This window comes from Azospirillum sp. B510, assembly GCF_000010725.1.
GTDB classification, from domain to species: domain Bacteria; phylum Pseudomonadota; class Alphaproteobacteria; order Azospirillales; family Azospirillaceae; genus Azospirillum; species Azospirillum lipoferum_B.
Genome location: NC_013855.1, coordinates 515618 through 541305 on the forward strand (window position 1 = coordinate 515618; position 25688 = coordinate 541305).

Annotated in this window: 24 protein-coding genes and 1 riboswitch; of the genes, 17 read left to right on the forward strand and 7 right to left on the reverse strand. The window is 68.9% G+C overall.

Annotation, left to right across the window (positions count from 1 at the left end):
* Positions 1 to 2 precede the first annotated feature (2 nt).
* The gene (locus tag AZL_RS17600; protein WP_012975846.1) at positions 3 to 1151 is read right to left on the reverse strand and encodes an ABC transporter permease; all 1149 of its coding nucleotides are present in this window, start codon (positions 1149 to 1151) and stop codon (positions 3 to 5) included.
* Positions 1152 to 1336: 185 nt separating this feature from the next.
* Here AZL_RS17600 and AZL_RS17605 point away from each other — a divergent pair, with 185 nt between their 5' ends.
* The 8 genes from AZL_RS17605 to AZL_RS17640 all read left to right on the forward strand — a co-directional run bounded on the left by AZL_RS17605 (position 1337) and on the right by AZL_RS17640 (position 10863).
* Positions 1337 to 1669, forward strand: coding sequence for a (2Fe-2S) ferredoxin domain-containing protein (locus tag AZL_RS17605; RefSeq protein WP_012975847.1), 333 nt, complete (start codon positions 1337 to 1339; stop codon positions 1667 to 1669).
* Between the two features lie 182 nt (positions 1670 to 1851).
* Positions 1852 to 2769: a DMT family transporter gene (locus tag AZL_RS17610; RefSeq protein ID WP_012975848.1), complete on the forward strand. Its 918-nt coding sequence runs from the start codon at positions 1852 to 1854 to the stop codon at positions 2767 to 2769.
* Positions 2770 to 2802: 33 nt separating this feature from the next.
* A riboswitch (TPP riboswitch) is annotated at positions 2803 to 2922 on the forward strand.
* 70 nt (positions 2923 to 2992) lie between these two features.
* The gene (locus AZL_RS17615; RefSeq protein ID WP_012975849.1) at positions 2993 to 4141 is read left to right on the forward strand and encodes an ABC transporter substrate-binding protein; all 1149 of its coding nucleotides are present in this window, start codon (positions 2993 to 2995) and stop codon (positions 4139 to 4141) included.
* Positions 4142 to 4145: 4 nt separating this feature from the next.
* On the forward strand, positions 4146 to 5018 hold the full coding sequence (locus tag AZL_RS17620; RefSeq protein WP_012975850.1) for a branched-chain amino acid ABC transporter permease: 873 nt from the start codon (positions 4146 to 4148) through the stop codon (positions 5016 to 5018).
* A complete protein-coding gene (locus AZL_RS17625; protein ID WP_012975851.1) occupies positions 5011 to 6747 on the forward strand; it encodes a branched-chain amino acid ABC transporter ATP-binding protein/permease in 1737 nt (578 codons plus the stop codon). Before AZL_RS17620 ends, AZL_RS17625 begins: the two co-directional genes overlap by 8 nt.
* Positions 6744 to 7445, forward strand: coding sequence for an ABC transporter ATP-binding protein (locus tag AZL_RS17630; protein WP_012975852.1), 702 nt, complete (start codon positions 6744 to 6746; stop codon positions 7443 to 7445). Before AZL_RS17625 ends, AZL_RS17630 begins: the two co-directional genes overlap by 4 nt.
* A 127-nt stretch (positions 7446 to 7572) precedes the next feature.
* Positions 7573 to 8961, forward strand: a complete 1389-nt coding sequence (locus AZL_RS17635; RefSeq protein WP_148219466.1) for a hypothetical protein — start codon at positions 7573 to 7575, stop codon at positions 8959 to 8961.
* A 60-nt stretch (positions 8962 to 9021) separates the two neighbouring features.
* On the forward strand, positions 9022 to 10863 hold the full coding sequence (locus tag AZL_RS17640) for a chloride channel protein (RefSeq protein ID WP_052293733.1): 1842 nt from the start codon (positions 9022 to 9024) through the stop codon (positions 10861 to 10863).
* 60 nt (positions 10864 to 10923) lie between these two features.
* On the opposite strand, the gene AZL_RS17645 is transcribed toward AZL_RS17640, so the two are convergent.
* The gene (locus AZL_RS17645; protein ID WP_042444563.1) at positions 10924 to 11601 is read right to left on the reverse strand and encodes a peptidoglycan-binding domain-containing protein; all 678 of its coding nucleotides are present in this window, start codon (positions 11599 to 11601) and stop codon (positions 10924 to 10926) included.
* Positions 11602 to 11837: 236 nt separating this feature from the next.
* Here AZL_RS17645 and AZL_RS17650 point away from each other — a divergent pair, with 236 nt between their 5' ends.
* Positions 11838 to 12134: a hypothetical protein gene (locus AZL_RS17650; protein WP_042444161.1), complete on the forward strand. Its 297-nt coding sequence runs from the start codon at positions 11838 to 11840 to the stop codon at positions 12132 to 12134.
* A gap of 107 nt (positions 12135 to 12241) precedes the next feature.
* On the opposite strand, the gene AZL_RS17655 is transcribed toward AZL_RS17650, so the two are convergent.
* Complete coding sequence (locus tag AZL_RS17655) at positions 12242 to 12868, reverse strand: ATP-dependent Clp protease proteolytic subunit (protein WP_012975856.1); 627 nt, start codon at positions 12866 to 12868, stop codon at positions 12242 to 12244.
* A gap of 255 nt (positions 12869 to 13123) precedes the next feature.
* Here AZL_RS17655 and AZL_RS17660 point away from each other — a divergent pair, with 255 nt between their 5' ends.
* From AZL_RS17660 to AZL_RS17680, 5 genes are all read left to right on the forward strand, one after another.
* Positions 13124 to 13975 carry a glycosyltransferase family 2 protein gene (locus AZL_RS17660; protein ID WP_042444162.1) on the forward strand — a complete coding sequence of 284 codons (852 nt, stop codon included), beginning with the start codon at positions 13124 to 13126 and terminating at the stop codon, positions 13973 to 13975.
* A gap of 102 nt (positions 13976 to 14077) precedes the next feature.
* A complete protein-coding gene (locus AZL_RS17665) occupies positions 14078 to 14413 on the forward strand; it encodes a hypothetical protein (RefSeq protein ID WP_012975858.1) in 336 nt (111 codons plus the stop codon).
* A 103-nt stretch (positions 14414 to 14516) separates the two neighbouring features.
* Positions 14517 to 15665 (forward strand): efflux RND transporter periplasmic adaptor subunit, encoded by a 1149-nt coding sequence (locus AZL_RS17670; protein ID WP_012975859.1) that lies wholly within the window; start codon positions 14517 to 14519, stop codon positions 15663 to 15665.
* A gap of 4 nt (positions 15666 to 15669) precedes the next feature.
* Positions 15670 to 18771, forward strand: coding sequence for an efflux RND transporter permease subunit (locus AZL_RS17675; protein WP_012975860.1), 3102 nt, complete (start codon positions 15670 to 15672; stop codon positions 18769 to 18771).
* A 55-nt stretch (positions 18772 to 18826) separates the two neighbouring features.
* Entirely contained in the window at positions 18827 to 19198 is a 372-nt protein-coding gene (locus AZL_RS17680; RefSeq protein WP_012975861.1) for a response regulator, read from the forward strand.
* 154 nt (positions 19199 to 19352) lie between these two features.
* Here the strand turns inward: AZL_RS17680 and AZL_RS36615 are convergent, their stop codons facing one another.
* The 3 genes from AZL_RS36615 to folK form a co-directional block, all read right to left on the reverse strand.
* Positions 19353 to 19511: a hypothetical protein gene (locus AZL_RS36615; protein WP_173380505.1), complete on the reverse strand. Its 159-nt coding sequence runs from the start codon at positions 19509 to 19511 to the stop codon at positions 19353 to 19355.
* A gap of 292 nt (positions 19512 to 19803) precedes the next feature.
* Positions 19804 to 20211: a hypothetical protein gene (locus AZL_RS17685; RefSeq protein WP_148219467.1), complete on the reverse strand. Its 408-nt coding sequence runs from the start codon at positions 20209 to 20211 to the stop codon at positions 19804 to 19806.
* A gap of 118 nt (positions 20212 to 20329) precedes the next feature.
* Positions 20330 to 20866, reverse strand: coding sequence for a 2-amino-4-hydroxy-6-hydroxymethyldihydropteridine diphosphokinase (gene folK, locus AZL_RS17690; protein WP_042444166.1), 537 nt, complete (start codon positions 20864 to 20866; stop codon positions 20330 to 20332).
* A gap of 189 nt (positions 20867 to 21055) precedes the next feature.
* On the opposite strand from folK, the gene AZL_RS17695 reads away from it, so the two are divergent.
* The 3 genes from AZL_RS17695 (at position 21056) to AZL_RS17705 (ending at position 22794) form a co-directional block, all read left to right on the forward strand.
* On the forward strand, positions 21056 to 21511 hold the full coding sequence (locus tag AZL_RS17695) for a hypothetical protein (protein WP_042444168.1): 456 nt from the start codon (positions 21056 to 21058) through the stop codon (positions 21509 to 21511).
* A gap of 155 nt (positions 21512 to 21666) precedes the next feature.
* Complete coding sequence (locus AZL_RS17700) at positions 21667 to 22284, forward strand: SRPBCC family protein (protein WP_012975864.1); 618 nt, start codon at positions 21667 to 21669, stop codon at positions 22282 to 22284.
* A 129-nt stretch (positions 22285 to 22413) separates the two neighbouring features.
* The gene (locus AZL_RS17705; protein WP_012975865.1) at positions 22414 to 22794 is read left to right on the forward strand and encodes a c-type cytochrome; all 381 of its coding nucleotides are present in this window, start codon (positions 22414 to 22416) and stop codon (positions 22792 to 22794) included.
* 125 nt (positions 22795 to 22919) lie between these two features.
* On the opposite strand, the gene pepN is transcribed toward AZL_RS17705, so the two are convergent.
* Positions 22920 to 25601, reverse strand: coding sequence for an aminopeptidase N (gene pepN / locus AZL_RS17710; RefSeq protein WP_012975866.1), 2682 nt, complete (start codon positions 25599 to 25601; stop codon positions 22920 to 22922).
* Positions 25602 to 25688 lie beyond the last annotated feature (87 nt).

Sequence of the window (25688 nt, forward strand, 5' to 3'; positions counted from 1 at the left end):
GCTCAGCCCCTTCCCCCGGTTGTGGCGTCCGCGGCGGCGCCGCCGCGGCGGCGGAACAGCGCCTCCACCTGCGGTTTGAACAGGTTTTCCATGGCGCCGGCGAACAGGATGACCAGACCTTGGATGACCATCACCAGCTCGCGGTTGATCGTGGGATATTCGAAGGACAGCTGGCCGCCGCCCTGCGCCAGGACACCGAACAGCAGGGCCGCCAGAATGATCCCGACCGGGTGGTTGCGCCCCATCAGCGCCACGGCGATGCCGACGAAGCCGACGCCGCCGGTGAAGTTCAGGATCACCCGGTGCTGGACGCCCAGGATCTCGTTCACCCCGACGAAGCCGGCCAAGGCACCGGAGATCAGCATGGCGATGATGATGTTTCGCGACGGCGAGATGCCGGCATAGACCGCCGCCCGCTCGTTGCGGCCGACGGTGCGCAGCTCGTAGCCCCAGCGGGTCCGGCGCAGGAAGACATGGAACAGCAGGCAGCAGGCCAGCGCCCACAGGAAGGACAGGTTCAGCGGCGAGGCCGGGATGGTGATTCCGAACCAGCCCAGCGCCCGGTCCATCGACGGCAGCCAGACGCCGGGATCGAACTCGCGGGTCTCCGGCGACTGGCTGCCGGGGCGGATCAGCACGTCCACCAGCAGCCAGGTCATGATCGAGGCGGCGATGAAGTTGAACATGATCGTCGTGATGACGATGTGGCTGCCGCGCTTGGCCTGGAGCCAGGCCGGGATGAAGGCCCAGGCGGCGCCGAACAGCGCCGAGGCCAGCACCGCCAGCACCGCCACCACCGGCCAGGGCCAGCCGGTCAGCGCCAGCGCCACCAGCCCGGCGCCGAGCCCGCCGAGATAGGCCTGCCCCTCGCCGCCGATGTTGAACAGCCCGCAATGAAAGGCGATGGCGACGGCCAGCCCGGTGAAGATGAAGTCGGTGGTGTAATAGAGGGTATAGCCGATGGCTTCCGGATAGCCCAGGGCCTCCGACAGCAGCAGTGACAGCACGTCCACCGGATTCTCGCCGATCACCAGGATCACCAGCCCGGACAGCACGAAGGCCGCGACGAGGTTGAGAACCGGCAACAGCGCATACCCGACCCAGCCCGGCACGGCGCCCGGCTGTCCTTTTCCCGACCCGCTCAGCAGCACCGGCGTCTCCTGGATTGCCCTTGCCGGGGATTCTTAACCGGCAAAGCCCGGCCGACCAAGCATTTCATCGCTTTGTAAAGTTGGCGGGCGCCGCGAGCTGGAGGCGTCGCGAAAAGCCTTGCTGCGACGCAGCATTCTGGCATGCTTCTTACCCATAGTAATTTTATGGCTATGGAGCAAGCCCGATGCCGCTCGACATTCCGCAGACCTTCCGCCACCATGTCTTCTGTTGTGCCCAGCAGCGCCCGCCCGGCCATCCGCGCGGCAGTTGCGCCGCCAAGGGCGCGCATCCGCTTTGGCAGCGGCTCGATCAGAAAATCCAGGGCCAGGGGTTGACTGACATCGGCATGGCGATGACGGGATGCCTCGGCTTCTGTTCCGCCGGGCCGCTGATGGTGGTCTATCCGGAAGGCATCTGGTACCGCCCGGAAACGCCGGAGGACATCGACGAGATCGTCGACTCGCATCTGGTCAACGACACGCCGGTCGAGCGGCTGGTGATGGTGCTGACGCGGTGAGGTGGAGGCTTCGATTGCTCCCTCCCAACCTCCCCCGCTGGGCGGGGGAGGGCTGGGGTGGGGGCAATCGAAGCCGACACGTCCAAAACCCCACGCCTACCAGACCTGCGGTTGCGGCATTGGGATGCGGACGGGTTTGCCCATAATGTGGGCAACCCTAGCCATTGCCATTCCGAACCGAAATGACCGCCAACGCCGAAACCGCCGATCTTCTGCCTGCCAAGGCCGATTCGGTTCCCTATGCCGTCGGCTGCTTCCTGGTGGCGATCGTGCTGTTCGCGGCGATGGACACGCTCATCAAGGTCCTGACCGCCGGCTATCCGGTGCCGCAGCTGATGTTCGTGCGGTCGCTGGTCGCCTTCCTGCTGGTGGGGGGCTACACGCTGGCCTGGGGCGGCGGCTTCGCGGCGATGCGGACCCGGCGGCCCCTGGGCCATGTCTGGCGGGCCTTCGCCGGCCTGATCTCCATGGGCTGCTTCTTCTATGCCTTCCGCGAGCTGCCGCTGGCCGACGTCTATGTGCTGAGCTTCGCCGGGCCATTGTTCATCACCGCGCTGTCGGCCCCGTTGCTGGGGGAGCCGGTGGGCTGGCGCCGCTGGGCCGCCGTGGTGGTCGGCTTCGGCGGCGTGGTGGTGATGGCGCAGCCGTCGGCCGGGGCGCCGCTGGTCCCGGTTCTGGTCGGGCTGACCGCCGCCCTGTTCTACGCCCTGGCGGCGCTGGCGGTGCGCGGCCTGTCGCGGACGGAGACCAGCGCCTCCATCGTGCTCTATCTGTTGCTGACGACGACGGTGGTCAGCGGCGCGCTGGCCGTGCCGGTCTGGACCACGCCGACCGCCGCCGGGCTGGGGCTGATGGCGCTGGTGGGGGCGTTGGGCGCCCTGGCGCAGGTGCTGCTGACCCAGGCCTTCCGCCGCGCGCCGCCGGCGGTGGTGGCGCCGTTCGAATATACCGGCATGGTGTGGGCCAGCCTGTTCGGCTGGATGGTGTTCGGCGACTTGCCGACCGCGCCGGTTCTGGCCGGCGCCATGGTCATCATCGGCAGCGGGCTCTATATCCTGCATCGTGAAACCATGGTGGCGCGCCGCCGGCTGGGTTCTTGACAGGACGGGGCCGGCGGCGACACTCTCGCCGCCTGTTCACGGCTGGGGTGCCCGTGCGGCCGCTTTGGAAAAAAGGCGGGTGGCGCGGGCTGAGACACACCCATCGAACCTGATCCGGGTCATGCCGGCGAAGGGAGCCGACCGGAACCCGACGGATTGGCCGCGAACGCCCCGTCCCCTCCGCGTCGCACCCGCTGCCGGCGCGAGTTGAGGAGTTTCGGTCATGCGGCGCGCGCTTCCCCTTCTGATCGGCCTGCTGGCCGCATCGTCCTGCCTGTCGTCCGGCCTGTCATCCACGGCCCGCGCCGATGACGCGCTGTCCTTCCCGGTGCTGGTGCCGTTGACCGGTTTCCTGTCGCTGGAGGGCACCAGCCAGCGCAACGGCGCCGTCCTGGCGCTGAGGCAGACGCCGGCCGGAATCGCCATCGCGTCGGAGGTCGTCGACACCGGCACCTCGCCCGAGGCGGCGGTGACCGCGCTGGAGCGCGCGGCCGGCGGCGGTACGATTGGCGCGGTCGCCGCCAGCATGCTCGGCACCCAGATGCTGGCGATGCTGCCGCTGGCCCACGACCTGAAGCTGCCGCTGATCACCGTGTCGGGCACCGCCTCGATCACCGAGCAGGGCAATCCCTGGGTCTTCCGCTTCTTCCCCGGCGACGCGGTGACCAAGGCCGCCCATGCCCGCTATGTGGTGGAGGAGTTGGGCAAGCGGCGGCCGGCGATCATCTACCAGACCACCGCCTATGGCCAGAGCGGCAAGACCCATCTCGACGCCGCCTTCAAGGCGCTGGACGTCACGCCCGTCTTCGAGGAGGGGGTGGACCCGGCGGCCAAGGATCTGCTGCCGGTGCTGACCAAGGCGCTGGCCGCCAATCCCGACGTTCTGGTGCTGCACCTCCATTCCGCGCCGACCGCCCTTCTGCTGCGGCAGGCGGCGTCCAGCGGCGTTACCCTGCCGATCGTCGCCGGCTCCGCCATGCATCAGCCGAGCACCGCCGCCCTGCTGGAGCCGGCGGAGCTGAAGGGCGTCTGTGCCGAGACCGCGGCCTCGCCCATCTCCGGTGACAGCCCGGAGGTCAGGGCCTTCACCGACGCCTACCGCGCCGCCTTCGGCAAGGAGCCGGACGCCTTCGCGCTCGGCCAGTATGACGGCATGACCATGGCGCTGGAGGCGGTGAAGGCCGGCGCCCGGACCCCCGACGCGATCCGCAAGGCGCTGTCGGCCGAGACCTTCAAGGGTCTCGCCATGACCTACAAGTCCGACGGCAAGGGCAACATGGCCCATTCCGCCGTCATCGTCTGCTATGACGGGACCAGCCGCGTGCCGGCGGTGGTGAAGCGGTACGACGACCCGGCGCTTGCGGCGAAGTGAGCGGATGGCGGCGCTTCAACTGCTGGTCAACGGGGTGGCGCTGGGAGCGGCCTACGCCCTGGTGGCGCTGGGCTTCGTGCTGGTGCTGAACGCCACCTCGGCGGTGAATTTCACCCAGGGCGACCTCGTCATGGCCGGCGGGCTGCTGGCGGTGGCGCTGGCGCCGCTGATTCCGCTGCCGGGCATCGTCCTGCTGCCGGTGGTGCTGGCGCTGATGGCGGCGCTCGGGCTGCTGCTGGCGCTGGCGGCCTATCTGCCCTTGCGCCGCCGCCCGCCGGCGTCGGTCTTCATCAGCACCATCGCCGTCGGCATTATCCTGCAGAATGGCGCCGCCATCCTGTTCGGGCCGGAGCCGCGCGCGGCGCCGCCGCTGTTCGGCGACGGCACGCTGTCCTTCGCCGGGCTGGCGGTTTCCGAGCAGTCGCTCGCCATCGTCGCGGTGGCGGCCGTGCTGATCGGGAGCCAGCAATGGGTGTTCGCCCGCACCCAGCTCGGCCGCCGGCTGCGCGCCACGGCGCAGGACCCGGAAATGGCGCGGGCCTGCGGCGTGCCGGTCACTGCCATGATCTTGCTGACCTTCGCCATCGGCGCCGCCTGCGCCGGAGCCGCCGGGCTGCTGCTGGCCAACCGCTATTTCGTCACGCCGGCATCCGGCGGCGACCTGATCCTGAAGGCCTACATCGCGGTGACGGTGGGGGGCTGGGGCTCCGTGCCGGGGGCGGTGGTGGGGGCGCTGCTGATCGCGCTGTTCGAGGTCGGGGTGTCGTCGGTGCTCTCCTATCCGGCGGCGCTGGGGGCCCTGTACCTGACGCTGTTGGCGATCCTGGTGCTGCGCCCGCAAGGGCTGTTCGGCGAAGCGGTGCGCCGCCGTGGCTGAGAGGCGCTTCCCGCTGGAAAGTGCCGCGTTCCTTGCCGGCGCGCTCGCCCTGCTGGTCTATGCGCTCGCCTTCGCCTCCCCCTATGGGCTGCGTGTCCTGACTGTCGCCGGCGTCTATGCGCTGGCGGCCTTCGGTTTCCAAATCGTCTTCGGTCTCGGCGGTGCGCTGTCGCTGGCGCAGGGCGCCTTCTTCGGCGTCGGCGCCTATGTGACGGGCATCCTTGGCAGCCGCTACGGCCTCGGCTTCGAGGCGACCTTTCCGCTGTCGCTGCTGGTCCCGCTGCTGCTGGCCCTGCCGGTCGGGCTGGCGGTGCTGCGGCTGGAGTCGCACTATTTCGCGCTGGCGACGCTGGGGATCGCGCAGGTGCTGCATCTGCTGGCGGTGAATTTGCCGGAGCTTACCGGCGGTTCGAACGGGCTCGCCGGGGTGCCGGCGGCGGTGCTGTTCGGCTGGGCGGTGCCGCGCGGGCTGCCGATGGCGGGGCTGGTCTGGGGGCTGGTGGCGCTGGGCGGGCTGATCGGCTGGCGGCTGTCGCGCGGGCGGTTCGGCCGCGCGCTGACCATGCTGCGCGACGACCCGCTGGCGGCGGGAACGCTGGGGCTGGATGTCGGGCGGCTGCGGCTCGCCGCCTTCGGCGTCAGCGCTCTGTTCGGTGGCGCGGCCGGCGCGCTGGCCGTCCACACCCAGCGCGTCGTCTCGCCGGAGGTGCTGGAGTTCCCGGTGATGATCTCCATCCTCACGATCGCCATCGTCGGCGGGCGCGGACGGATGGCCGGGGCGGTGCTGGGGGCGGTCCTGCTGCTGCATCTGCCGGAATGGTTCCGCTTCCTGGAGCGCGGCTATCTCGTCGTCTATGGCGCCGCCCTGCTGGCGACCGTGGTGCTGGCGCCGGACGGCCTGACCGGCCTGCTCGATCGGATCGCCGTCCGCCTTTGCGGCCGCCAGTCCCGCTTGCCGGTCGAGGCGAGGGAGCCGCCGCCCTCCGCCCATCCGAACGGGATGACGGTGGAGGGTTTGCGGAAGTCCTTCGGCGGCGTGCGCGCGGTGGACGGCGTGTCGCTGGAGTTGCGCCCCGGCACCATCACCGGACTGATCGGTCCGAACGGGTCGGGCAAATCCACGGTCATCAACCTGCTGTCGGGGTTGGAGCGGCCCGATGCCGGGCGGGTATCGCTGGGCGGGCGGGACGTCACCGCCGCCCGCGCCGACCGGCTGGCCCGCGCCGGCCTCGCCCGCGGCTTCCAGGCGGCGACCCTGCCCGACGGGGCCGGCGTGCTGGAGGCGGTGGCCGCCGCCCGCTTCGCCATCGATCCCGATGTCGCCACCGCAAAGGCGCATGCCCGCTGGGCGCTCGACCGGCTGGGCGCCGGCGCGCTGGCCGGCCAACCCTGCGGCGGCTTGCCGGCGGCGCTGCGGCGGCGGGTCGAACTGGCGCGCTCCCTGGTCCGCCGCCCGGCGGTGCTGCTGCTCGACGAGCCGGCGGCCGGGCTGACCGATGGCGAGAAGGTGGAACTGGCCGCTTTGCTGCGCGATCTGGCCGGGGAGGGGATGGCGATCCTGCTGGTGGAGCACGACATGGGTTTCCTGTTGCCGCTGGCGGGCCGGGTGCTTTGCCTCGACCGTGGGCGGGTGATCTATGACGGCCTGGCCGGCGCCGTCCGCCGGGATGCCACGGTGGCGGCCGCCTATTTCGGCCCGTCCCGATCCCACCCGGCGGGGGCGTCATGAGTGTCCTTTTGTCCCTCCAGGGGGTGAGCGCCGGCTATGGCGGGGTCGTCGCGCTCGACGACGTGACGCTGAGCGTGGCGGCGGGGGAGACCGTGGCCTTGCTCGGCGCCAACGGGGCGGGGAAATCGACGCTGCTGAAGGCGTTGCTCGGCCTCGTGCCGGCGCGGGGGGAGCTGCGCTTCGACGGCGCCGATCTCGCCCCGCTGGCGACGGAGACGCGGGTGCGGCGCGGCATCGGCTATGTGCCGGAAGGGCGGCGGGTCTTCCCCGGCATGAGCGTGCGCGACAATCTGGAGGTCGCCGGCCTGCCCGCCGCCCGCGACCGGGCGCTGGATGTCGAGCGTGTCTTCACCCTGTTCCCCGATCTGGCGGCCAAGTGCCGGGAGAGCGCCTGGCGCCTGTCCGGCGGCCAGCAGCAGATGTTGAGCCTCGGACGGGCGCTGATGGGGCGGCCGCGCCTGCTGCTGCTCGACGAGCCGTCGCTCGGCCTGTCGCCCAGGTTGGCCGACGAGGTCTTCGCCGCCGTCAGCCGCATCGCCGCCACGGGCACCGCCGTGCTGCTGGCGGAGCAGAGCGCCGCCCGCGCGGTGACGGTCGCCCGGCGTGCCGTCCTGCTGCGCCTGGGCCGCGTCATCGGTGACGGACCGGCGGAATCTCTGTCCGACGAGGCGCTGCGCGCCGCCTTTTTCGGAGCTTAGGCGCAACCCCCTGCGTGTCCTGTGCAACAGGTGTCTGCCGCCTGCAACAGGGCGGGCGGTTGGGCTTGCGGATGGGGGCAGGCACCGATAGCTTGCGCCCGCGCAACCGTCAATGGATTACCTCGTGATGACCGCCCGCTTCGCCGTTCCGCTGTCCGCGTTCCTCCTGCTGGGGGGGGCGTCGGCTCCGGCGCTGGCCGAGTTGGTCCCGGTCCAGCCGACGATTCCGCCCGCGGCCTATTATGGACTGCCCGAACCGGAGGCCGAGGTCGTCATCCCCAACACGCCGGCGCCGACCGCCAAGTCGACCGCCAGGCCGGACGACAAGCAGACCGACAAGCCGGGGGCCGCCGCGCCGGCCAAGCCCGACGGTCCGGGTGAACTGATCGAGAGCTGGGACGGAGGTGCCGCCAAGAAGAAGGACGGCAGCTTCGCCTATTGCGTGGTGGAAGGGGAATTCACCTCCGGCCATGTGCTGATGTTCGCCCGCAGCCCGCAGGGGGAGACCAACATCGGCATCGGCATTCCCGGCGCCGACCTGCCCAAGGGCGGCGAATGGCCGGTGACCATCGAGGTCGACAAGAAGCTGAAGCGCGAGCGGGTCGCCGTCGCGTCGCAGCCGGACATGCTTGTGGTTTCCAACGGCAAGGACGAGGAACTGGTCAACGCCCTGATGGGGGGCAGCGAGTTGGTGGTGGCGTCGGCCACCGACCGCATCGTCTTCAAGCTGGCCGGCACCAAGAAGGTGCTGGGCGAATTGAGGAGCTGTGTCGACAAGGGCGGCAATGTTCCGCCGATCAAGGTCGCCGCCGGGCGCCCGGCCGAGAAGAAAAAGAACCGGCTGCCGGAAGGGCTGGACAGCCTGCTGGCGGCGGCCGGCGTCCGCGATGCCGAACCGGTGCCGATGGACAATGTCCCGCAGGACCGCCGTCCGGCCGATATCGCTTGGCGCTTCGGTCCGATCGTCGGCGGCATCCGCGAACGCGCGGTGGCGGAGGGGGCGAAGCTCGATGAGTTGTCGGACGGTTTCGCCGACGCGATGAAGCAGCGCTGCGACGGCACGCCCACGGTCGCCTTGAACCCGTCCGAACAGTCGGGCTCGGTCTGGTTGCGCACGGGAGCGGTCGATTGCGCGATGCCGCAGGGCACGCTGCATGTCACGCTGAATTTCCTGCTGTCCCAGCGCCGGCTGTTCACGGTGATCTTCCACGAGGCCGCCGAACCCGATGTCGCGCTGGCCGACAAGGTGCGCGACAATCTGGCCCAGGTGCTGCGCCGTGCCGGAACCGCCCCCGTGCCGGTCGCGCCGCCCCCGGCCGGAGCGGAGGCGCCGCCTTCCCAGCAACCACCCGGCCAGCAGGCGCCTGTCGAGGCAGTACCCGTTCCGGCGGCTCCGGCGCCTCAGCCCTCCGTCCCGTCTCCCGCCCCGGCTCCGGTAACCGCTCCCCCCGCTCCTTCGGCGCCTCCGCCCGCGACGGTGAAGCCGCAATCGAAGCCGCAGCCGGCCAAACCCTGACGGAACTCCCGCCCTTCCGTTCCATTGTCCCTCTACGGAAGGGCCACAATTCGCGTGATCATGCCTGACAATTCGGCGTCCCTTGACGGTGCGGGCGACAACGCCCGCGCCGGAAGCAATCCCTTCACGGCGCTTGACGCGTCGGCCGCGACCACGCTGTCCGAACGCTGGAGCGTGCGGAACAGCGCGCTGGCCTTGGTGGTGCTCGCCGGGCTGATTGGCGGCGCGGTCGGGCTGGTGGTCGGGCTTCTGCATGAAACGGTGCTGCTGATGCAGTCCCTGGCGTTCGACCTGCCGGAGGGCGAGCGGCTGGGGCAGGGGGCGCCCGAACTGCTGCGGACGCTGGGCGTGCCGGTGGTGGGTGGGCTGCTGCTGGGCGTCCTGTCGATGCTGGTGCGGCGCTGGCGCCCCAACGCCATCGTCGACGCGGTGGAGGCGAACGCGCTCTATGGCGGCAAGATGTCGATGATCGACAGCCTGCGGCTGACGGTGACGACCGCCCTGTCCAACGCGTCGGGCGCGTCGGTCGGCATGGAGGCCGCCTATACCCAGGCCGGTGCCGGGCTGGCTTCGACCCTCGGGCAGCGGCTGCGGCTGCGGCGGGCGGATTTGCGCACCATGGTCGGATGCGGGGCGGCGGCGGCCATCGCCGCAGCCTATCATGCGCCGCTGGCTGGCGCCTTCTACGCCTTCGAACTAGTGCTCGGTGGCTACACGCTGGCGGTGCTGGCCCCGGTCGGGGCGGCGGCGGCGGTCGCGGTGGCCGCCTCGGCCCTGCTGACCGGCGGCGAAATTCCGCTGGCGCTCGGCCGTCCGGTGCAGATCGCCGGCTGGGATTACGCGGCCTGCGGCATCGTCGGGTTTCTCGCCGGCTGGCTCAGCATCCTGGCCATGCAGGCGGTGACGGTGGCGGAACGCGGGTTCAACCGGCTCCCGGTTCCGCGTTGGGTACGGCCGGCGATCGGCGGCTTGACCGTCGGTGTGCTGGCTCTGGCGGTCCCGGCGGTGATGGGCAGCGGCCCCGGCGCGGTTCCACCCGAACTGGCCGGCGGCGTCCTGGCGCTGGCGTTGACGCTGGCGGCGAAGATCCTGGCATCGGCCCTGTCGTTGGGGTCGGGGTTCCGCGGTGGCCTGTTCAGCGCCTCGCTGTTCATCGGCGGGCTGTTCGGCGGTCTGCTGGGGCAGGTCACCGACGCCGTTCTTCCGGGTCTTGGAATCGACGGCGGATTGCTGCTGCTGGTCGGCATGGGGTCGGTTGCCGCAGGCATCGTCGGCGCGCCGGTCACCATGGTGCTGCTGGTGCTGGAGACCACGCAGGATCTGTGGGCGGCGTCGGGCGTGCTGATCGGCGTCGTGCTGTCGACCACCGTGGTTCGGCAGGCCTTCGGCTATTCCTTCGCCACCTGGCGCTTTCATCTGCGCGGTGTGCCGATCCGCGGGGCCTATGACATCGGCTGGCTGTCGGAGCTGACCGCCTTCCGGCTGATGCGCCGGGATGCCAAGACGGTGCCGGCCGCCCTGACGGTGGCGGCGCTGCGCCGCCTCTACCCGCTGGGCTCGACCAAGGCGGTCTTCGCGGTGGACGAGGCGGGGCGCTATGCCGGTCTGGTCGACATGTCGATCATCCATGACCCCGGTCAGGACGCCGCCGCGACCGAGACGCGCGTCGGGTCGCTGGCCTGCAAGGCCGACGCGGTCCTGATGCCGGGCGATGATGCCCGCACGGTGCTGGACCGGTTCGGCCGCGCAGAGGTCGAGGCCCTGCCGGTGCTGTCCTCCCCCACGGACCGGCGGATCATCGGTTACGTGACGGAATCCTTCGCGCTTCGCCGCTATTCCCAGGCGCTGGAGCGGCAGCGCGGCGAGGATCTGGGCGAACGGGGGCTCTGGGGGCGCGACTGACCGGCGGTCGCCGCCCCCGTCCTGAAGGAGACGGCGCCGCCCGGTCCCGGTGAACCACCGTTACTGCGGGATGCCGGTCTGGCCGGTGGAGCCCTGTGGCGTGCCCTGGGTCCGCGGGGTGTCGCCGGTTGTGTTGCCGGTGGCGTTTCCTGTGGCGCCGCCACTCGTGCTGCCGGCCCCAGTGCTGCCGGCCCCAGTGCTGCCGGAGGTGGCCTGTCCGCTGTTATGAAGGTTGAGCGCGGCCATGGTCTGCTGATCGGCGCGGCCGGTGGCGCGCAGGCCGTTGTCACGCTGGAACCGCATCAACGCGCGGCGGGTGCCGGCGCCCCAGACGCCATCGACGGCGATATCGCGGCCGTCGGTCCGGTCGTTCAGCGCCTGCTGGATTTCACGCACCTGCTCGTGGCTCAGGGTGGCGGCGGCCGTGCCGCCGGAGCGATGGGCGGATGACCGGTTGGTCGAGCTGCCGCCGGAGGTCTCGTCCCGCACCTCGGCGGTGGCGCGGTCGGTCACGCGGTCGGTCTTCTTGCTCAGGCTTTCGTCCATGCTGTTGCCGGCCACGGCGCCGCCGACGCCGCCGACCACCGCGCCCACCGGGCCGCCGACGACGGCGCCGGCCACCGCACCGCTGCCGGCGCCGGTGGCCGTCCGCGAGGTGTCCGTGCTGCCGCAGGCGCTGAGCGCGAACAGGGCGCCGGCCGCAGTGGCGGTCATGACGATCTTCGAAATCCCACGCATGGTTGCCATCCTTCCCGATTCCGCTTCGATGTTGGCGACCCGCCGCCGGGTGCGGCATGGACTGTCCTGCCGCACGGCAAGCGACAGCTGGGTCATGTGATGAACAATCAGCAGCAGGCCCTCTTGTTCCCTGGCGTCGCTTCAGGATTTTCATCGGCGCGGTATCGGTGCGGGAGACGGAAGACCAAGAGGGAGGCTTTCTTGAATCCCGCGCCGGATCGGCGCATAGTTGCTTCATGCAAATCAATCCGGCCATACCGTCCTACCAGACGCCGAAGCCGACCCCGCAGTTGACCCCCGCGGCGCAAATCGCCATGTCCCCGGCGGTCCAGGCGGCGCAGCAATCCGCCCCCACCGTGCGGACCCAGACCGTCAACGCTCCCCAGGCGGCCGGCAAATCCGATCAGACGCGCGATGCCCGCCCGGGCACCGAGGGTGGCAAGTCCGCCGACACCACCGCCGGGGCGCTTGCCGCCCGCGTGAACGCCCAGGGTTATCGCCAGCGCGGATCCATGCTGGACGTTTCGGTCTGACAGGCCGTTCGCCTGTCGCCGGCATTGGCCATACGCCCATCTGGAATGAAAAGGGGCCTTCCTCCAGCCGGAGGAAGGCCCCTTTTCGCACAGACTCGTCCGAAGCGTTACTTCAGCTCGTCCATCCTGTTGATGATGTGGCTGACGATGCCGTAGTCTTTGGCCTCGTCGGCGAGCATCCAGTAATTGCGGTCGGTGTCCTTGGCGACCTTTTCCAGCGGCTGCCCGGTCTCGCGCGCGATGATCTTGTTCAGACGCTCGCGCATGCGGATGATTTCCTTCGCCTCGATGGCGATGTCCGTCGCCCGGCCGCCCGTCCCGCCCAGCGGCTGGTGGATCAGGAAGCGGGTGTTGGGCAGGCAGAAACGGTCTTCCTTGTTCGCCGCCAGATAGATGTGGCAGCCGGCGCTGGCGACCCAGCCCGTGCCCAGCATCTTCACCCGCGGCTTGATGAAGCGGATCATGTCGTGGATGGTGTCGCCCGCCTCGACATGGCCGCCCGGCGAGTTGACCACGACGGTGACGTCGTCGTCGCTCTCATGCGCGAGCGCCAGCAGCTGGGCCGACACGACCTGGGCCAGCTTCATGTCGATCTGACCGAAGATCAGGACCGTGCGCGCCTTGAACAGGCTCTGCTGCACGGCGGCGAACTGCGGCTGGGCGCTTTCCTTCGACTTCTCGTCCGGTTCCTTTTCGGGTTCGTCGTCGAACCGGGTGTATCCGACCTGCGCCATTGATGTTCTTCTCCCTGGTATCGGAAGCGGGGGGTATCGGAAGCGGGATATCGGGACCGGGATTGAGGCGCCGGAGGGATGCCCCGACCGCCGTCCCGCTGCCGCATGCGCCTTGCCTGTTCACCACATAGCCCGTCCGGGCTTCATGTTCAACGTCCGGCGGGGCAAAATCGATGGTGCCGGTTGCGCTTCCGGGGCCGGGTGGCCACACTTCGCCCCGGTCGGCATCACCGTTGGGGCAGGGAGTGCGGCGGAATGTCCGGGAACGAGGCGGAGCGGGGAGTTTCGGTGATCATCGCGGCCCACCGCGCCCATGACACCATCGTCCGCGCGGTGCGAAGCCTGCTGGACCAGGACTGGACGGCGTGGGAGGCGGTGATCGTCAGCGACGACGCCACCGATTACCGCCCGACGCTCCAGGCCGCCGGGATCGATGACCCGCGGCTGGTCTTCACCGGCACGGGCCGACTCGGGGCCGGGGCGCCCGCGGCCCGCAATGCCGGACTGGCGGTGGCGCGGCTGGCGCTGGTGGCCCCGTTGGACGCCGACGACCGTTTCCGCCCCGGCCGGCTGTCGGCTCTGGCCCCGCTCGCGCTGGCTCACGGGGCCGCCTTCGACAACATCGCCGTGGTGCGCGACGAGGACGACTCGCCCCTGCTGCGCCTCTATCAGGATGGGCAGGCGCCGGCCCGGATGGATGGCGACGCCTTCCTGGCCACCTCGGTGCCGATGTTCCCGGTGGCGCGGCGCGATCTGGTGCCGGGCTGGGACGACGATGTGGGTTTCTGTGACGACGTGGTCTTCAATGTCCGGCTGCTGGATGCCACCGGCCCGGTTCCGCTGGTCGCGGCGCCCCTCTACGAATATCGGCAGCGCGCCGGCTCCATCACTTTCTCCGCCGACAGCGGCGAGCGGGCGGAGCGCTGCTACCGTCATGTGCTGGACCGCCTGGCCGATGACGGTTTCGGTATCCGGAATGACGGCCTGCGCCATCGATTCAGGCAAGCCATCGCCGCCAAGCGTGTGCGCAACGCCGCCTACGAGGCTGCCTTCAAGGCCGGACGCTGCGCCAGTTTCCAGGAGTTCCTGGCGCTTGGCATGGAATAATGAGTTGGGGATAAAGAGCGGACGCTCCAAGCTCCCGCTGGTTTTCCCTTGCCATTCCGTGTCAGTTTTGAGTCGTCGCCGGACCGGACACGGGTAAACTCCATGAGCGCCCCGACCTGTTGCCTCGCCCGTATCCCCGCCAACGGGAAATTCTGGCTGAAGAACGCGCGGGTCGATGGCGGGTTGCGCGATATCCGGATCGAGAATGGCCGTATCCGGGCCCTGCTGCCGGCCGGCGAGTCGCCTTGCTGCGCGCCGGGGCTCGACCTCGATGGCGGCGATGTCCGCCGGATGGATGGCGACGGCCCGGTCGTCGCCGGCGAATCCGCCGATCTCTGGGTGACGCTGTGCGGTGGTCGGACGGTGCGGATGCTGGGCGGAACCCTTGAAGCCGGCGTACGTCGGGATGTGAAGGTCATCGACGGTTCGTTTTCTTGAACCGTCTCGACTCCAAACTTGAACTGAAGGATATAGTGCGGTTTGCCTAGCATCCTTTTTGGTTGCGCCGCGGCTAAGTGAAACTCGTTCGGGTCCCGGTTCCATGCGCCACGCGCTTCGTATCGCTGCACTCCTCGTCCTGGCGGCGCTCGCTGGCGGGGGCTACTGGTATTTCATGAAGCAGGGCGGGACCGTCGCCGGGCTGACCGCGATGGTGAGCGGCGCGCTGTCCGGTGGTGCGGCATCCGGCGGGACCTCTTCCACCGCCAAGCCTCCCGGCGGCTCCCCCGGTGGCGCGCCGCCGATGCCGGTGGAGGCGGCCCCGGTCCGTGTCGGCATGGTCGAGCGGACGGTAACCGCCGTCGGCTCGCTGCTGTCCAACGAATCGGTGGTGATCCGGCCGGAAATCGCCGGCCGCATCAGCGAGATCGCCTTCAAGGAGGGGCAGCGCGTCACCAGGGGCACCGTGCTGGTCCGGCTGGACGACGCCATCGCCCGCGCCACCCTGGCCCAGGCCCAGGCGAGCATCGCCTTTTCCCGCGCCGAGCTGTCGCGCGCCGACCAGCTGGTGCGCCAGAACACCGGCCCGCTGCGCAACCGCGAGCAGGCCTCGGCGAAGCTGCTGGCCGACGAGGCGGCGGTGCAGCTGGCCAAGGCGCAGCTCGACAAGCAGGTGATCGCCGCCCCCTTCGACGGGGTGCTGGGGCTGCGCAAGGTGTCGGTCGGCGACTTCGTCCAGGCCGGCAGGGACATCGTCAATCTGGAGGATATCGACACGCTGAAGCTGGACTTCCGCGTGCCGGAGATGTTCCTGCCGGCGGTGAAGGTCGGCCAGACGGTGAAGGTGGCGGTGGACGCCTTCGGCGGGCGTGGCTTCGACGGCACCGTCTATGCCATCGACCCTCTGGTCGACGTGAACGGCCGGGCGCTGGCGATCCGCGCCCGTGTCCCGAATCCCGACGGCTCGCTGCGCCCCGGCCTGTTCGCCCGCGTCTCGCTGACGCTGACCACGGTGCCGGATGCGGTGCTGATCCCCGAACAGGCCGTCGTCGCCTTTGGCAAGGACCAGTTCGTCTTCAAGGTCGTCGATGGCAAGGTCGCCCAGACCAGGGTCACGTTGGGCGAGCGCCGCAACGCCGAGGTGGAGATTTCGAAGGGCCTCGCCCCCGGTGACATGGTGGTCACCGCCGGCCAGTTGAAGATCCGCGACGGTGTGCCGGTGGCGGTGCTGCCGACCAAGGCCGGGAGCTGACGCCATGGTCCTCTCCGACATTTCCGTCCGCCGTCCCGTCCTGGCGACGGTGATGAGCCTCGCTTTGATGCTGATCGGCATCGTGTCGTACCAGCGCCTGTCGGTGCGTGAATATCCCAGGATCGACGAGCCGGTCGTCACGGTGGAGACGACCTACAAGGGTGCCTCGGCCCAGATCATAGAAAGCCAGGTGACCCAGACGCTGGAGGACAGCCTGGCCGGCATCGAGGGCATCGACGTGATGTCCTCGATCAGCCGGGCGGAGAAGTCGCAGATCACCCTGCGTTTCCGCCTGGACCGCAATGTCGATGTCGCCGCCAGCGACGTGCGCGACCGGGTGGGGCGGGTCCGCGCCGCCCTGCCGTCGGAGATCGACGAACCGGTGATCGCCAAGGTCGAGGCCGACGCCCAGCCGATCATCTATCTCGCCTTCTCCTCCGACCGGCATTCGCCGCTGGAGGTGACCGACTTCGCCGACCGCTACGTCAAGGACCGCTTGCAGAATCTGCCCGGCGTCGCCCAGGTCCGCATTTTCGGCGAGCGCCGCTTCGCCATGCGGCTGTGGCTCGACCCGCAGCGGATGGCGGCCTACAGGGTGACGCCGCAGGACGTCGAGACCGCGCTGCGCCGGCAGAATGTCGAGATTCCGGCGGGCCGGGTGGAGAGCGTGGCGCGCGAATTCACCGTGGTGTCGGAGACCGACCTGCGCACCCCGGCGGAGTTCGAGGCGATCATCCTGCGCGACGATTCTGGATATCTGGTGCGGCTGCGCGATGTCGGCCGGGCGGAGCTGGGGGCGCTCGACGAGCGGGTCAGCGCCCGTTTCAACGGCCGCGGCGCCGTCGCCATCGGCGTGGTGAAGCAGTCCACCGCCAACCCGCTCGACGTGTCGAAGGCGGTCAACGACGCGCTGCCCAGGATCCGCGCCGCCCTGCCCGAGGGCATGGGGGTGGATGTCGCTTACGACAGTTCGGTCTTCATCGCCAAGTCGATCGACGCGGTGTTCCATACGATCTTCGAGGCGATCGTGCTGGTCGTGCTGGTGATCTTCTTCTTCCTGCGCTCGCTGCGGGCGACGCTGGTACCGCTGGTGACCATCCCGGTGTCGCTGATCGGCGGCTTCGCCCTGATGTACGCCTTCGGCTTCTCCATCAACACGCTGACCCTGCTGTCGATGGTGCTGGCCATCGGTCTCGTCGTCGATGATGCCATCGTCATGCTGGAGAACATCTTCCGCTATGTCGAGGAAGGGATGAGCCCCTTTCAGGCGGCGTTGAAGGGATCGCGCGAGATCGGCTTCGCCGTCATCGCCATGACCATCACGCTGGCGGCGGTCTATGCCCCCATCGGCTTCATGACCGGCCGCACCGGGCGGCTGTTCACCGAATTCGCCCTGACGCTGGCCGGTGCCGTCATCGTGTCGGGCTTCGTGGCGCTGACCCTGTCGCCGATGATGTGCTCCAAGCTGTTGAAGCACGAGGCGAAGCATGGCCTGCTCTACCGCGCCATCGAACGGCTGCTGGAGGGGATGACCTACGGCTACCGCCGGCTGTTGCGTCTGTCGCTGCGAACGCGGCCGCTGGTGCTGCTGATCGGGCTTGGCGTCGCCGCCGCCAGCTATTTCCTGTTCACCGGGTTGAAGTCGGAGCTGTCGCCGGTCGAGGATCGCGGCACCATCGTCGGCATCGCCATCGCGCCGGAAGGCTCCACGCTCGACTACACCATGGGCTATGCCCAGCGGATGGAGGCGCTGTTCCGCCAGATCCCGGTGCTGGAGAAGTTCTTCGTCGTCGTCGGCTTCCCGGTGGTGAACCAGGGCATCGCCTTCGTCCGCCTGATCGACTGGGACGAGCGCAGCGTCAAGCAGCAGGCGATCACCGCCCAGCTGTTCCCGAAGATGTTCGGCATCCCCGGCATCCTCGGCTTCGTCACCAACCCGCCCTCGCTGGGCCAGAGCCCGATCGACAAGCCGGTCAACTTCGTCATCCAGACCTCGCTGCCCTTCGAGGAGTTGCAGGCGATGGTCAACGCCATGATGGCGGAGGCGCGCGGCTTTCCCGGCCTGACCAACCTCGACACCGACCTGAAGCTGAACAAGCCGGAACTGCGCGTGTCGCTCGACCGCGACAAGGCGGCTGATCTGGGGGTGGATGTCGACACCGTCGGCCGTACGCTGGAAACCCTGCTGGGCGGAAGGCAGGTGACGCGCTTCAAGAAGGACGGCAAGCAATATGACGTGATCGTCCAGGTCGCCAACATCGACCGCCGCAACCCGGACGACATCGCCGGCATCTATGTGCGTGGCGGCATCGGCGCGACGGGCGGAGCCGGCCAGATGATCTCGCTCGCCAATCTGGTGAAGGTCGAGGAGCGGGTGGCGCCGAAGGAGCTGAACCATTTCAACAAGCTGCGCTCCGCCACCATCACCGCGACACTGGCGCCGGGAACCTCGCTGGGCGAGGCGCTGGCGGTGATGCAGGCGGCGGCGAACAAGGTGTTGCCGGCCACCGCCCAGACCGACTATGCCGGGCAGAGCCGCGAGTTCCGCGAATCGGCGACGGGGCTCTATTTCGTCTTCATCCTGGCGCTGGCCTTCATCTATCTGGTGCTGGCCGCCCAGTTCGAGAGCTTCATCGATCCCTTCGTCATCATGCTGACGGTGCCGCTGTCAATGACCGGCGCGCTGGCGGCCTTGCAGATGAGCGGCGGCACGATGAACGTCTACAGCCAGATCGGCCTCGTCACCCTGGTCGGCCTGATCACCAAGCACGGCATCCTGATCGTCGAGTTCGCCAACCAGCTCCAGCGCGCCGGCACCGACATCCGCAAGGCGGTGGAGGAGGCCGCGGTATTGCGCCTGCGCCCGATCCTGATGACCACCGGCGCCATGGTGCTGGGGGCCGTGCCGCTGGCCTACGCAGAAGGGGCGGGGGCGGAAAGCCGGCAGGCCATCGGCGCCGTCATCGTCGGCGGCATGACGCTGGGCACGCTGCTGACCCTGTTCGTGGTGCCGACGGTCTACAGCTATCTTGCCCGCAAGGCGCCGATGCGGGATGACGCCATGGAGGCGGGGCAGGCGCATGGCGCGCCCCATCCAGCGGAATGAGGGCCGGCGGAATGAGGGCCGGCGGAATGGGACTGGGAGGGATGGCTTGGCCAGCGTGCTGATCATCGACGACGACGACGTCGCCCGCGCGGTCCTGCTCCGCATGCTGACGATGGCCGGACACGAGACGGTGGGAGCCCGTGACGGGGTGGAGGGGCTGGAGCGTTTCCGTGACCGTCCGCCCGGCAGCCCGGTGGACCTCGTCATTACCGACATTTTCATGCCGAACCAGGAGGGGCTGGCGACGATCATGGAGCTGCGTCGCGGCGCCCCGTCGCCGAAGATCATCGCCATCTCCGGGGGCGGCGTCCGGGCTTCGCTCGACGTATTGCCGGTGGCCGAAGCGCTGGGCGCGCACCGGACCCTCCGCAAGCCCTTCACCCCGGCGGAGGTGATGCGGGTCGTGCGGGATGTTCTGGAGGGCTGAGGCGCCTCTCTCCCCAGTCGCGCCCCTGAATCGCGAAGCGCCGCCGTCGGGAAGGACGGCGGCGCTTCTGCAAGGGGTTTCAGCCGAAATGGCCTGATCGGGTCTTAAGCGACTCGTTGATCGGGTGCGACGCCCTGATCAGGATGTCCGCAGGTCAGGCGGCAAGCCGGCTTTCCTGTACGCGGCGGTTCCGGCGAAGGCGTTCGAAAAGTTTCTGGACGCTGTCGGGACTGATCCCGTCGCGTGCCATCACGGCGATCACGATCGGATCTTCAAGCAGTTCGGAAAGGGTCGGCGTCGTGTTGCGGTCCATGCGTCCCTCCCTTTGTGTCCGGCTTCCGGGGGCCGTTGCCGTCCCGGAAGGGGGAGCGGCTGACGGTCGAAGCCGGCAATGGCGATTGGCCTAATCCCTGCTGCGCGCTCGTCTCGGCTTTCGGTATCCGGATCGCCGCCGGGGATATACCCCCTTTGGTCCGGATTGTGGGTTAAAAATACAATATGGCGACCATAGCTCAGACGAGGTGGTATTGTCACCCGTCCTTTTGTCAACAGGCGCTATATCTTTGTGTAATGCTGTATCCGGGCGCTTCGTGGAGCGCGCCGGATCACGCCTGCGGCGGTCGCGCGCGGGTCAGGCTGGCTCCGGCCGTTGGGCCGCCCGATTCGGCGGCGGGAATCGTGACGTCGACCTGGACCCGGCGCACCTTCGCATGCGACAGGCAGAGGGCCGCGGCACGGTCGGCCAAGTAATCGGCCCCCGGTACATTGGATTCGCCACAAAGACGGCGCAAGTCTTCGACAATATCCTCGTAAGACATCACCGCGGCGATATCGTCGGGAAAGCCGGGGCCGGGATGGGTTACGGTCAGCGTCAGGTCGAAGCGGACGTCCGCCCGGTCGGCGCGGCCGGCGACCGCCACGGCGGCGGTGAAACCGCGAACCAGAATGGTGTAGGCGAGCGGCTCGCCGCCCGGCTGGACCAGCATGGTCCGATTTGCGCTATCGTCCGACAACAGACTCTCCCGGCCGGCGAACGGGCGCCGGCGTTGCGTTCAGGCCGGCACTATAAGCGGTGCGGCGGCCGCACGCCACCGCACTCGCCATCAAGGCCTCCGGGCACCGGAGCCCCTCTCAAAGCGCCTCGGCGATGCGGACGACGGTCTCAAGACCAGGCACCTCGTCGCGCAGCGTGGCGATCCGCCGGTTCAGCACCGGATGGACGAGGTCGGCGGCGATGTCGGCCAGCGGGCAGAGGACGAAGGCGCGCTCGGCCATCCGGGGATGCGGGATCTCCAGATCCGGCTCGGCGACGACCCGGTCGGCATAGAGCAGGATGTCGATGTCGATGGGGCGGGGGCCGAAGCGCAGGCCGCCGAGATCCCGGCCCAGCGTCGTCTCGATCCTCTTGAGGAAGCGCAGCAGGGCCGCGGGTTTCAGGCGGGTGGTGCCACGCACCGCCATGTTCAGGAAGGCGGGCTGGTCGGTCACATACATCGCCGCCGTCTCGTACAGGGCGGATCGCGCGTCGATCTCCACCGCCTCGCCCAGCCGGCGGATCGCTTCGGCGAGGTTGGCGGCGCGGTCGCCCATGTTGCCGCCCAGCGCCAGATGCACCGTGACCGGAAGGGAGGTGGAGGACGGCGGCGAGGGTGGCGTAAGCTCGGCCATGGTGTCGGTGGTTCCGATATGCTGGTATGGACAGGTGGCCGGACTCCTAGCAAATCGGAGCCCGCCCGTCACTTCCGGGCCGTGCCGCCTCCTTCGGGGAACGCGGGAGGGCCCGGCGGGGTTTCAGCACCATATCAACCGGTTGAGAAGAACCCGGCGATGACACGATTTTCTGGCGGAGTACGAGACATGGGTAAGGCAAGGGCCGCAGGTGTCGCGATGATCCTTCTGGGCGGCACGGCCGCCTTCCTCGCCGGTTGCGCCACCGGTCCCGATCCGGAGATCGCGCGCCGCGCCCAGACCGCCATGGTGGGCATGTCCAAGGCCGATCTGCTGGCCTGCGCCGGTGTTCCGGACCGGCAGGCCACGGCCGCCGGCCGCGAATATTACAGCTATGTCGCGCATCCCACCGTGGCCTACAGCCCCGGCAGCAGCATCGGCATCGGGGCCGGCAGCTTCGGCGGTGGCGGGGTGGGGCTCGGCCTCGGCCTCGGGGTGCCGGTCGGCGGCGGCACGTCGGGCGGCTGCGAGGCGACGATGGTCATCGGCCCGCGCGGCACGGTGGAACAGGTCAGCTATCCGGCCGGCGTGTCGCTGTCGGCCTGCACGCCGATCGTCAGCACCTGCATGGCCCCGCGCGGGTGAGGGAGCGTGGAAGTAAGACTTTGATATGAGGTCGCGGGGCTGTCGCGGCACCCGGTGATCCCGTATTCTCGAGCGAAGCCCTGGCCGCGACCGGGGCACCGACGTCCGCAAAAGGGCGCATCAGGGTTGCCATTGGGTTGGAGGAACCACGAACCATGGATATGAGCGGAAGCCAACGGATCGAGGCCAGCCGCGAGGCGGTGTGGGCGGCGCTGAACGATCCGGAGATCCTGCGCCAGTGCATCCCCGGCTGCGAGGAGGTGGTCCGGCAGTCCGACACCGAGATGACCGCCAAGGTCGTCGCCAAGGTCGGCCCGGTCAGCGCCAAATTCACCGGCAAGGTCACCTTGTCGGATCTCGACCCGCCCAATGGCTATACCATCTCCGGCGAGGGATCGGGCGGGGTGGCCGGCTTCGGCAAGGGTGGCGCCACCGTGTCGCTGTCCGACGATGGCGGTGCCACGGTGCTGACCTACACCGCCAAGGCCCAGGTCGGCGGCAAGCTGGCGCAGATCGGTTCCCGGCTGGTCGACGCCACCGCCCGCAAGATGGCGGAGGATTTCTTCGCCCGCTTCACCCAGATCGTCGGCCCGGCTCCCGCCGAGGCGGCCGCTGCCGAGGAAGCCCCCGCCATCGTCGACCCCACCGCCGTGCCGGCCCGCCATCTCCAGGACGGCCAAGGCAAAAGGGCCGGAAGTGGCAATTTCTACGTGCCGTGGGCGGCGCTACTCGTGGTTGTCGCTCTGCTCGCGTCGCTTGCCTTGACGAGTTAGCGTGGCAAACTGTCCATTGGTCGTACGGCTGCATCAAGGGGGTTTGACACCCTTTCGGAATGTGTATGCTGCCGCGCGATTCCGGTCGGCGCCGTCGGCCGGTGGATCCATCGGAAGGGAAGCCGAAGAATGAAGAAACTGTTGATGGGCGTTGCCGCCGTCGCCGCGGTCGTGACGGGTGCCGGTGCCGCTCAGGCGGCCGATGCCGCCGCCGGCAAGGAGGTCTTCAAGGTCTGCATGGCCTGCCACACCGCCGAGCAGGGCAAGAACAAGGTCGGCCCGTCGCTGTTCGGCATCGTCGGCCGTCCGGCCGCCTCGATCGAGGGCTTCAAATATTCCGCCCCGATGAAGGAGAAGGGGGCCAGCGGCCATGTCTGGACCGCCGAGAACCTGGACGCCTACATCAAGGCGCCGAAGGAAATCGTTCCCGGCGGCACCATGGCCTTCGCCGGCCTGAAGGACGACACCAAGCGCGCCGACCTGATCGCTTTCCTGGCCGAGCAGAAGTAAGACCGCGATTCCCCGGTCCGGCGGCCGGGGAGGGACGGACGGCGAAAGGGGCCGGTGGTAAAGCCACCGGCCCCTTGCTTTTGTGCATAGTTCTTTGGTTCCGAGGCGTCCTTTGGTTCCGAGTCTCAGCCGGCGGCGGCCAGGCTCTTGCTGGCCACCTCGTAGACGTCCGGCGACAGGCCCGGCGTGGCGACGATCCGTTGCAATTCGGCTTTCATCAGTCCCTGACGGGCCGCGTTATAGCGCCGCAGGCGGGAGAAGGGCCCCATCAGGCGGGCCGCAACCTGCGGATTCATCGGATCCAGGCGCAGAACCTGATCGGCGAGGAAGCGGTATCCGGCTCCACCGGCGTCATGGAAGCGGACCGGGTTGCCGTTGGCGAAGCCGCCGATCAGCGAATAGACCTTGTTCGGGTTCCGGATCTCGAAAGCCGGATGGCCGAGCAGGGCGGTGACGCGGGCCAGCGTGTCGGCGCGGGGTGACATCGCCTGCACGCCGAACCACTTGTCGACGACCAGCGCCTCGCCCTTCCAGCGCTCGTAGAAGTCGGCCAGCGCCGTTTCGCCGTCCGGCGACGCGCTGCTGGACAGGAACTGTAGGGCGGCGATCTCGTCGGTCATGCCTTGCGCGGTGCGGTACTGGGCCAGGCACAGCTCCAGCGCCTCGGCATCCTCCAGCGCCGTCAGATAGGCGAGGCACAGGTTCTTCAGCGCCCGCTTGCCGATGGCCGCCGCTTCGACGGAGAAGGGCTCCTGGCCGCCATTCCCGCCGCCATTGCGGCGGTAGAGGTCGAGGAAGCGCGCGCGCAGGCGCCCGGCCAGCGTCCGGCGCGCGAATTCCCGCGCCGCATGGATGGCGTCGGGATCGACCACCGCCATCTGGGTGCCGAGATAGGCCTCCGTCGGCAGTACCAGCGCCTGGGCGGCGAAGGCGGGATCGCGCTCCGCATCCTCCAGGATCCGGGCGAAGGCGTCGGCATAGCCGTCCGGCAGAACCAGATCGCGGCCGGACTGGCTGTCGGCGACGAGGCCGAGCAGGATGCGGGTCCCCAGAATTTGCCCGGCCTCCCATCGGTTGAAGGCGTCGCTGTCATGCGCCATCAGGAAGGTCAGGTCGGCGTCGGTCAGGTCGGTTTTCAGCCTGACCGGGGCGGAGAAGCCGCGCAGCAGCGACGGCACCGGCCGCGCCGGTATGTCGCCGAAGGTGAAGCTCTGGCTTTCGGCGGTGATGTGCAGGATGCGGCTGGTGCCCTCCGCCGTTTCCTCGCCCTCCAGGCGCAGCGGCAGGTCCCGCCCGTCGGGACCGAGCAGGCCGATCACCAGCGGGATATGCATCGGCTGCTTGACCGGCTGGCCCGGCGTCGGCGGCACCGTCTGCTTCACCGTCAGGGTGAAGGTCTTGGCCGCCGGGTCATGGCTGCCGGTGATGTCGAGCTCCGGCGTGCCGGCCTGCCGGTACCACAGCTGGAACTGGGTCAGATCGACGCCGCTGGCATCGGCCATGGCGGCGACGAAATCGTCGCAGGTCACCGCCTGTCCGTCATGGCGCTGGAAATAGAGGTCGATGCCCTTGCGGTAGTTTTCCGCCCCGAGCAGGGTATGGATCATGCGGATGACTTCCGCACCCTTGTTGTAGATGGTGGGGGTGTAGAAGTTGTTGATCTCGACATAGCTGTCCGGCCGCACCGGATGGGCCATGGCGCCGGCATCCTCCTGGAACTGCACGGTGCGCAGCCCCTGGACGTCGCCGATCCGCTTCACCGCGCGGGAATGCATGTCGGCCGAGAATTCCTGGTCGCGGAAGACGGTCAGCCCTTCCTTCAGCGACAGCTGGAACCAGTCGCGGCAGGTGACGCGGTTGCCGGTCCAGTTGTGGAAATATTCATGGGCGACCACCGCCTCGATATTGAGGAAGTCGGTGTCGGTCGCCGTTTCCGGCTTCGCCAGGATGTATTTGGTGTTGAAGATGTTGAGCGACTTGTTTTCCATCGCCCCCATGTTGAAATCGCCGACCGCGACGATGTTGAAGATGTCGAGGTCATATTCCAGGCCATAGACCTCCTCGTCCCAGCGCATCGACTTGACCAGCGAGCGCATGGCGTGATCGATCTTGTCCTCGTTCCCCGGCTCCACATAGATGCGCAGCGTGACGTCGCGGCCCGAGGCGGTGCGGAAGCGGTCCTCGCCATGGACGAGGCTGCCGGCGACCAGCGCGAACAGATAGCAGGGCTTGGGGAAGGGGTCCTCCCAGCGCGCCCAATGGCGCCCGTTCTCCGAATCTCCGGGGAGATCGCCGGACTCGGCAAGGTTGCCGTTGGACAGCAGCACCGGATAGCGCGCCTTGTCGGCGGTGATGGTGGTGCTGTAGCGCGCCATCACGTCCGGCCGGTCGATGAAATAGGTGATCTTGCGGAATCCCTCGGCTTCGCACTGGGTGCAGAAGTTTCCGGAGGATTTGTAGAGTCCCTCAAGCGCGGTGTTCTCCTGCGGCTTGATGCGGACGACGGTCTCCAGCTTGTAGCTTTCCGGCACCTCCGGCACGATCAGGTGATCGGGGGTGACGGTATAGTCGTCCGGTCCCAGAATCCGGCCGTCCAGCGCGACCGACACCAGATCCAGCCTCTGCCCGTCGAGCGACAGCGGCTCCGTCGCGGCATCGGGGCGGTCGGGATTGCGGCGAATGGCCAGCACCGCGCGGACGATGGTGACATCCTCGCCCAGCTCGACGAACAGATCGACGGTGTCGATCAGATGCGCCGGCGGGCGATAGTCCTGAAGCCGGATGGCCTTGGGCGTGCCTTTGTCCATGTGCCTTGTCTCTGGTTTGGGTCTCTGGTTTGGATCGCTGGTTTGGATCGCTGGTTTGGGGCTCTGGTCCGGGTCTGTCTAGCGGAT

Bases quoted from the DNA above. Each gene is read 5' to 3' on its own strand.
- AZL_RS17605 (WP_012975847.1), top strand. From the start codon at position 1,337: ATGCCGCTCGACATTCCGCAGACCTTCCGCCACCATGTCTTCTGTTGT.
- AZL_RS17610 (WP_012975848.1), top strand. From the start codon at position 1,852: ATGACCGCCAACGCCGAAACCGCCGATCTTCTGCCTGCCAAGGCCGAT.
- AZL_RS17615 (WP_012975849.1), top strand. From the start codon at position 2,993: ATGCGGCGCGCGCTTCCCCTTCTGATCGGCCTGCTGGCCGCATCGTCC.
- AZL_RS17620 (WP_012975850.1), top strand. From the start codon at position 4,146: ATGGCGGCGCTTCAACTGCTGGTCAACGGGGTGGCGCTGGGAGCGGCC.
- AZL_RS17630 (WP_012975852.1), top strand. From the start codon at position 6,744: ATGAGTGTCCTTTTGTCCCTCCAGGGGGTGAGCGCCGGCTATGGCGGG.
- AZL_RS17635 (WP_148219466.1), top strand. From the start codon at position 7,573: ATGACCGCCCGCTTCGCCGTTCCGCTGTCCGCGTTCCTCCTGCTGGGG.
- AZL_RS17640 (WP_052293733.1), top strand. From the start codon at position 9,022: ATGCCTGACAATTCGGCGTCCCTTGACGGTGCGGGCGACAACGCCCGC.
- AZL_RS17645 (WP_042444563.1), bottom strand. From the start codon at position 11,601: ATGCGTGGGATTTCGAAGATCGTCATGACCGCCACTGCGGCCGGCGCC.
- AZL_RS17650 (WP_042444161.1), top strand. From the start codon at position 11,838: ATGCAAATCAATCCGGCCATACCGTCCTACCAGACGCCGAAGCCGACC.
- AZL_RS17655 (WP_012975856.1), bottom strand. From the start codon at position 12,868: ATGGCGCAGGTCGGATACACCCGGTTCGACGACGAACCCGAAAAGGAA.
- AZL_RS17660 (WP_042444162.1), top strand. From the start codon at position 13,124: ATGTCCGGGAACGAGGCGGAGCGGGGAGTTTCGGTGATCATCGCGGCC.
- AZL_RS17665 (WP_012975858.1), top strand. From the start codon at position 14,078: ATGAGCGCCCCGACCTGTTGCCTCGCCCGTATCCCCGCCAACGGGAAA.
- AZL_RS17670 (WP_012975859.1), top strand. From the start codon at position 14,517: ATGCGCCACGCGCTTCGTATCGCTGCACTCCTCGTCCTGGCGGCGCTC.
- AZL_RS17675 (WP_012975860.1), top strand. From the start codon at position 15,670: ATGGTCCTCTCCGACATTTCCGTCCGCCGTCCCGTCCTGGCGACGGTG.
- AZL_RS36615 (WP_173380505.1), bottom strand. From the start codon at position 19,511: ATGGACCGCAACACGACGCCGACCCTTTCCGAACTGCTTGAAGATCCG.
- folK (WP_042444166.1), bottom strand. From the start codon at position 20,866: ATGGCCGAGCTTACGCCACCCTCGCCGCCGTCCTCCACCTCCCTTCCG.
- AZL_RS17695 (WP_042444168.1), top strand. From the start codon at position 21,056: ATGGGTAAGGCAAGGGCCGCAGGTGTCGCGATGATCCTTCTGGGCGGC.
- AZL_RS17700 (WP_012975864.1), top strand. From the start codon at position 21,667: ATGGATATGAGCGGAAGCCAACGGATCGAGGCCAGCCGCGAGGCGGTG.
- AZL_RS17705 (WP_012975865.1), top strand. From the start codon at position 22,414: ATGAAGAAACTGTTGATGGGCGTTGCCGCCGTCGCCGCGGTCGTGACG.
- pepN (WP_012975866.1), bottom strand. From the start codon at position 25,601: ATGGACAAAGGCACGCCCAAGGCCATCCGGCTTCAGGACTATCGCCCG.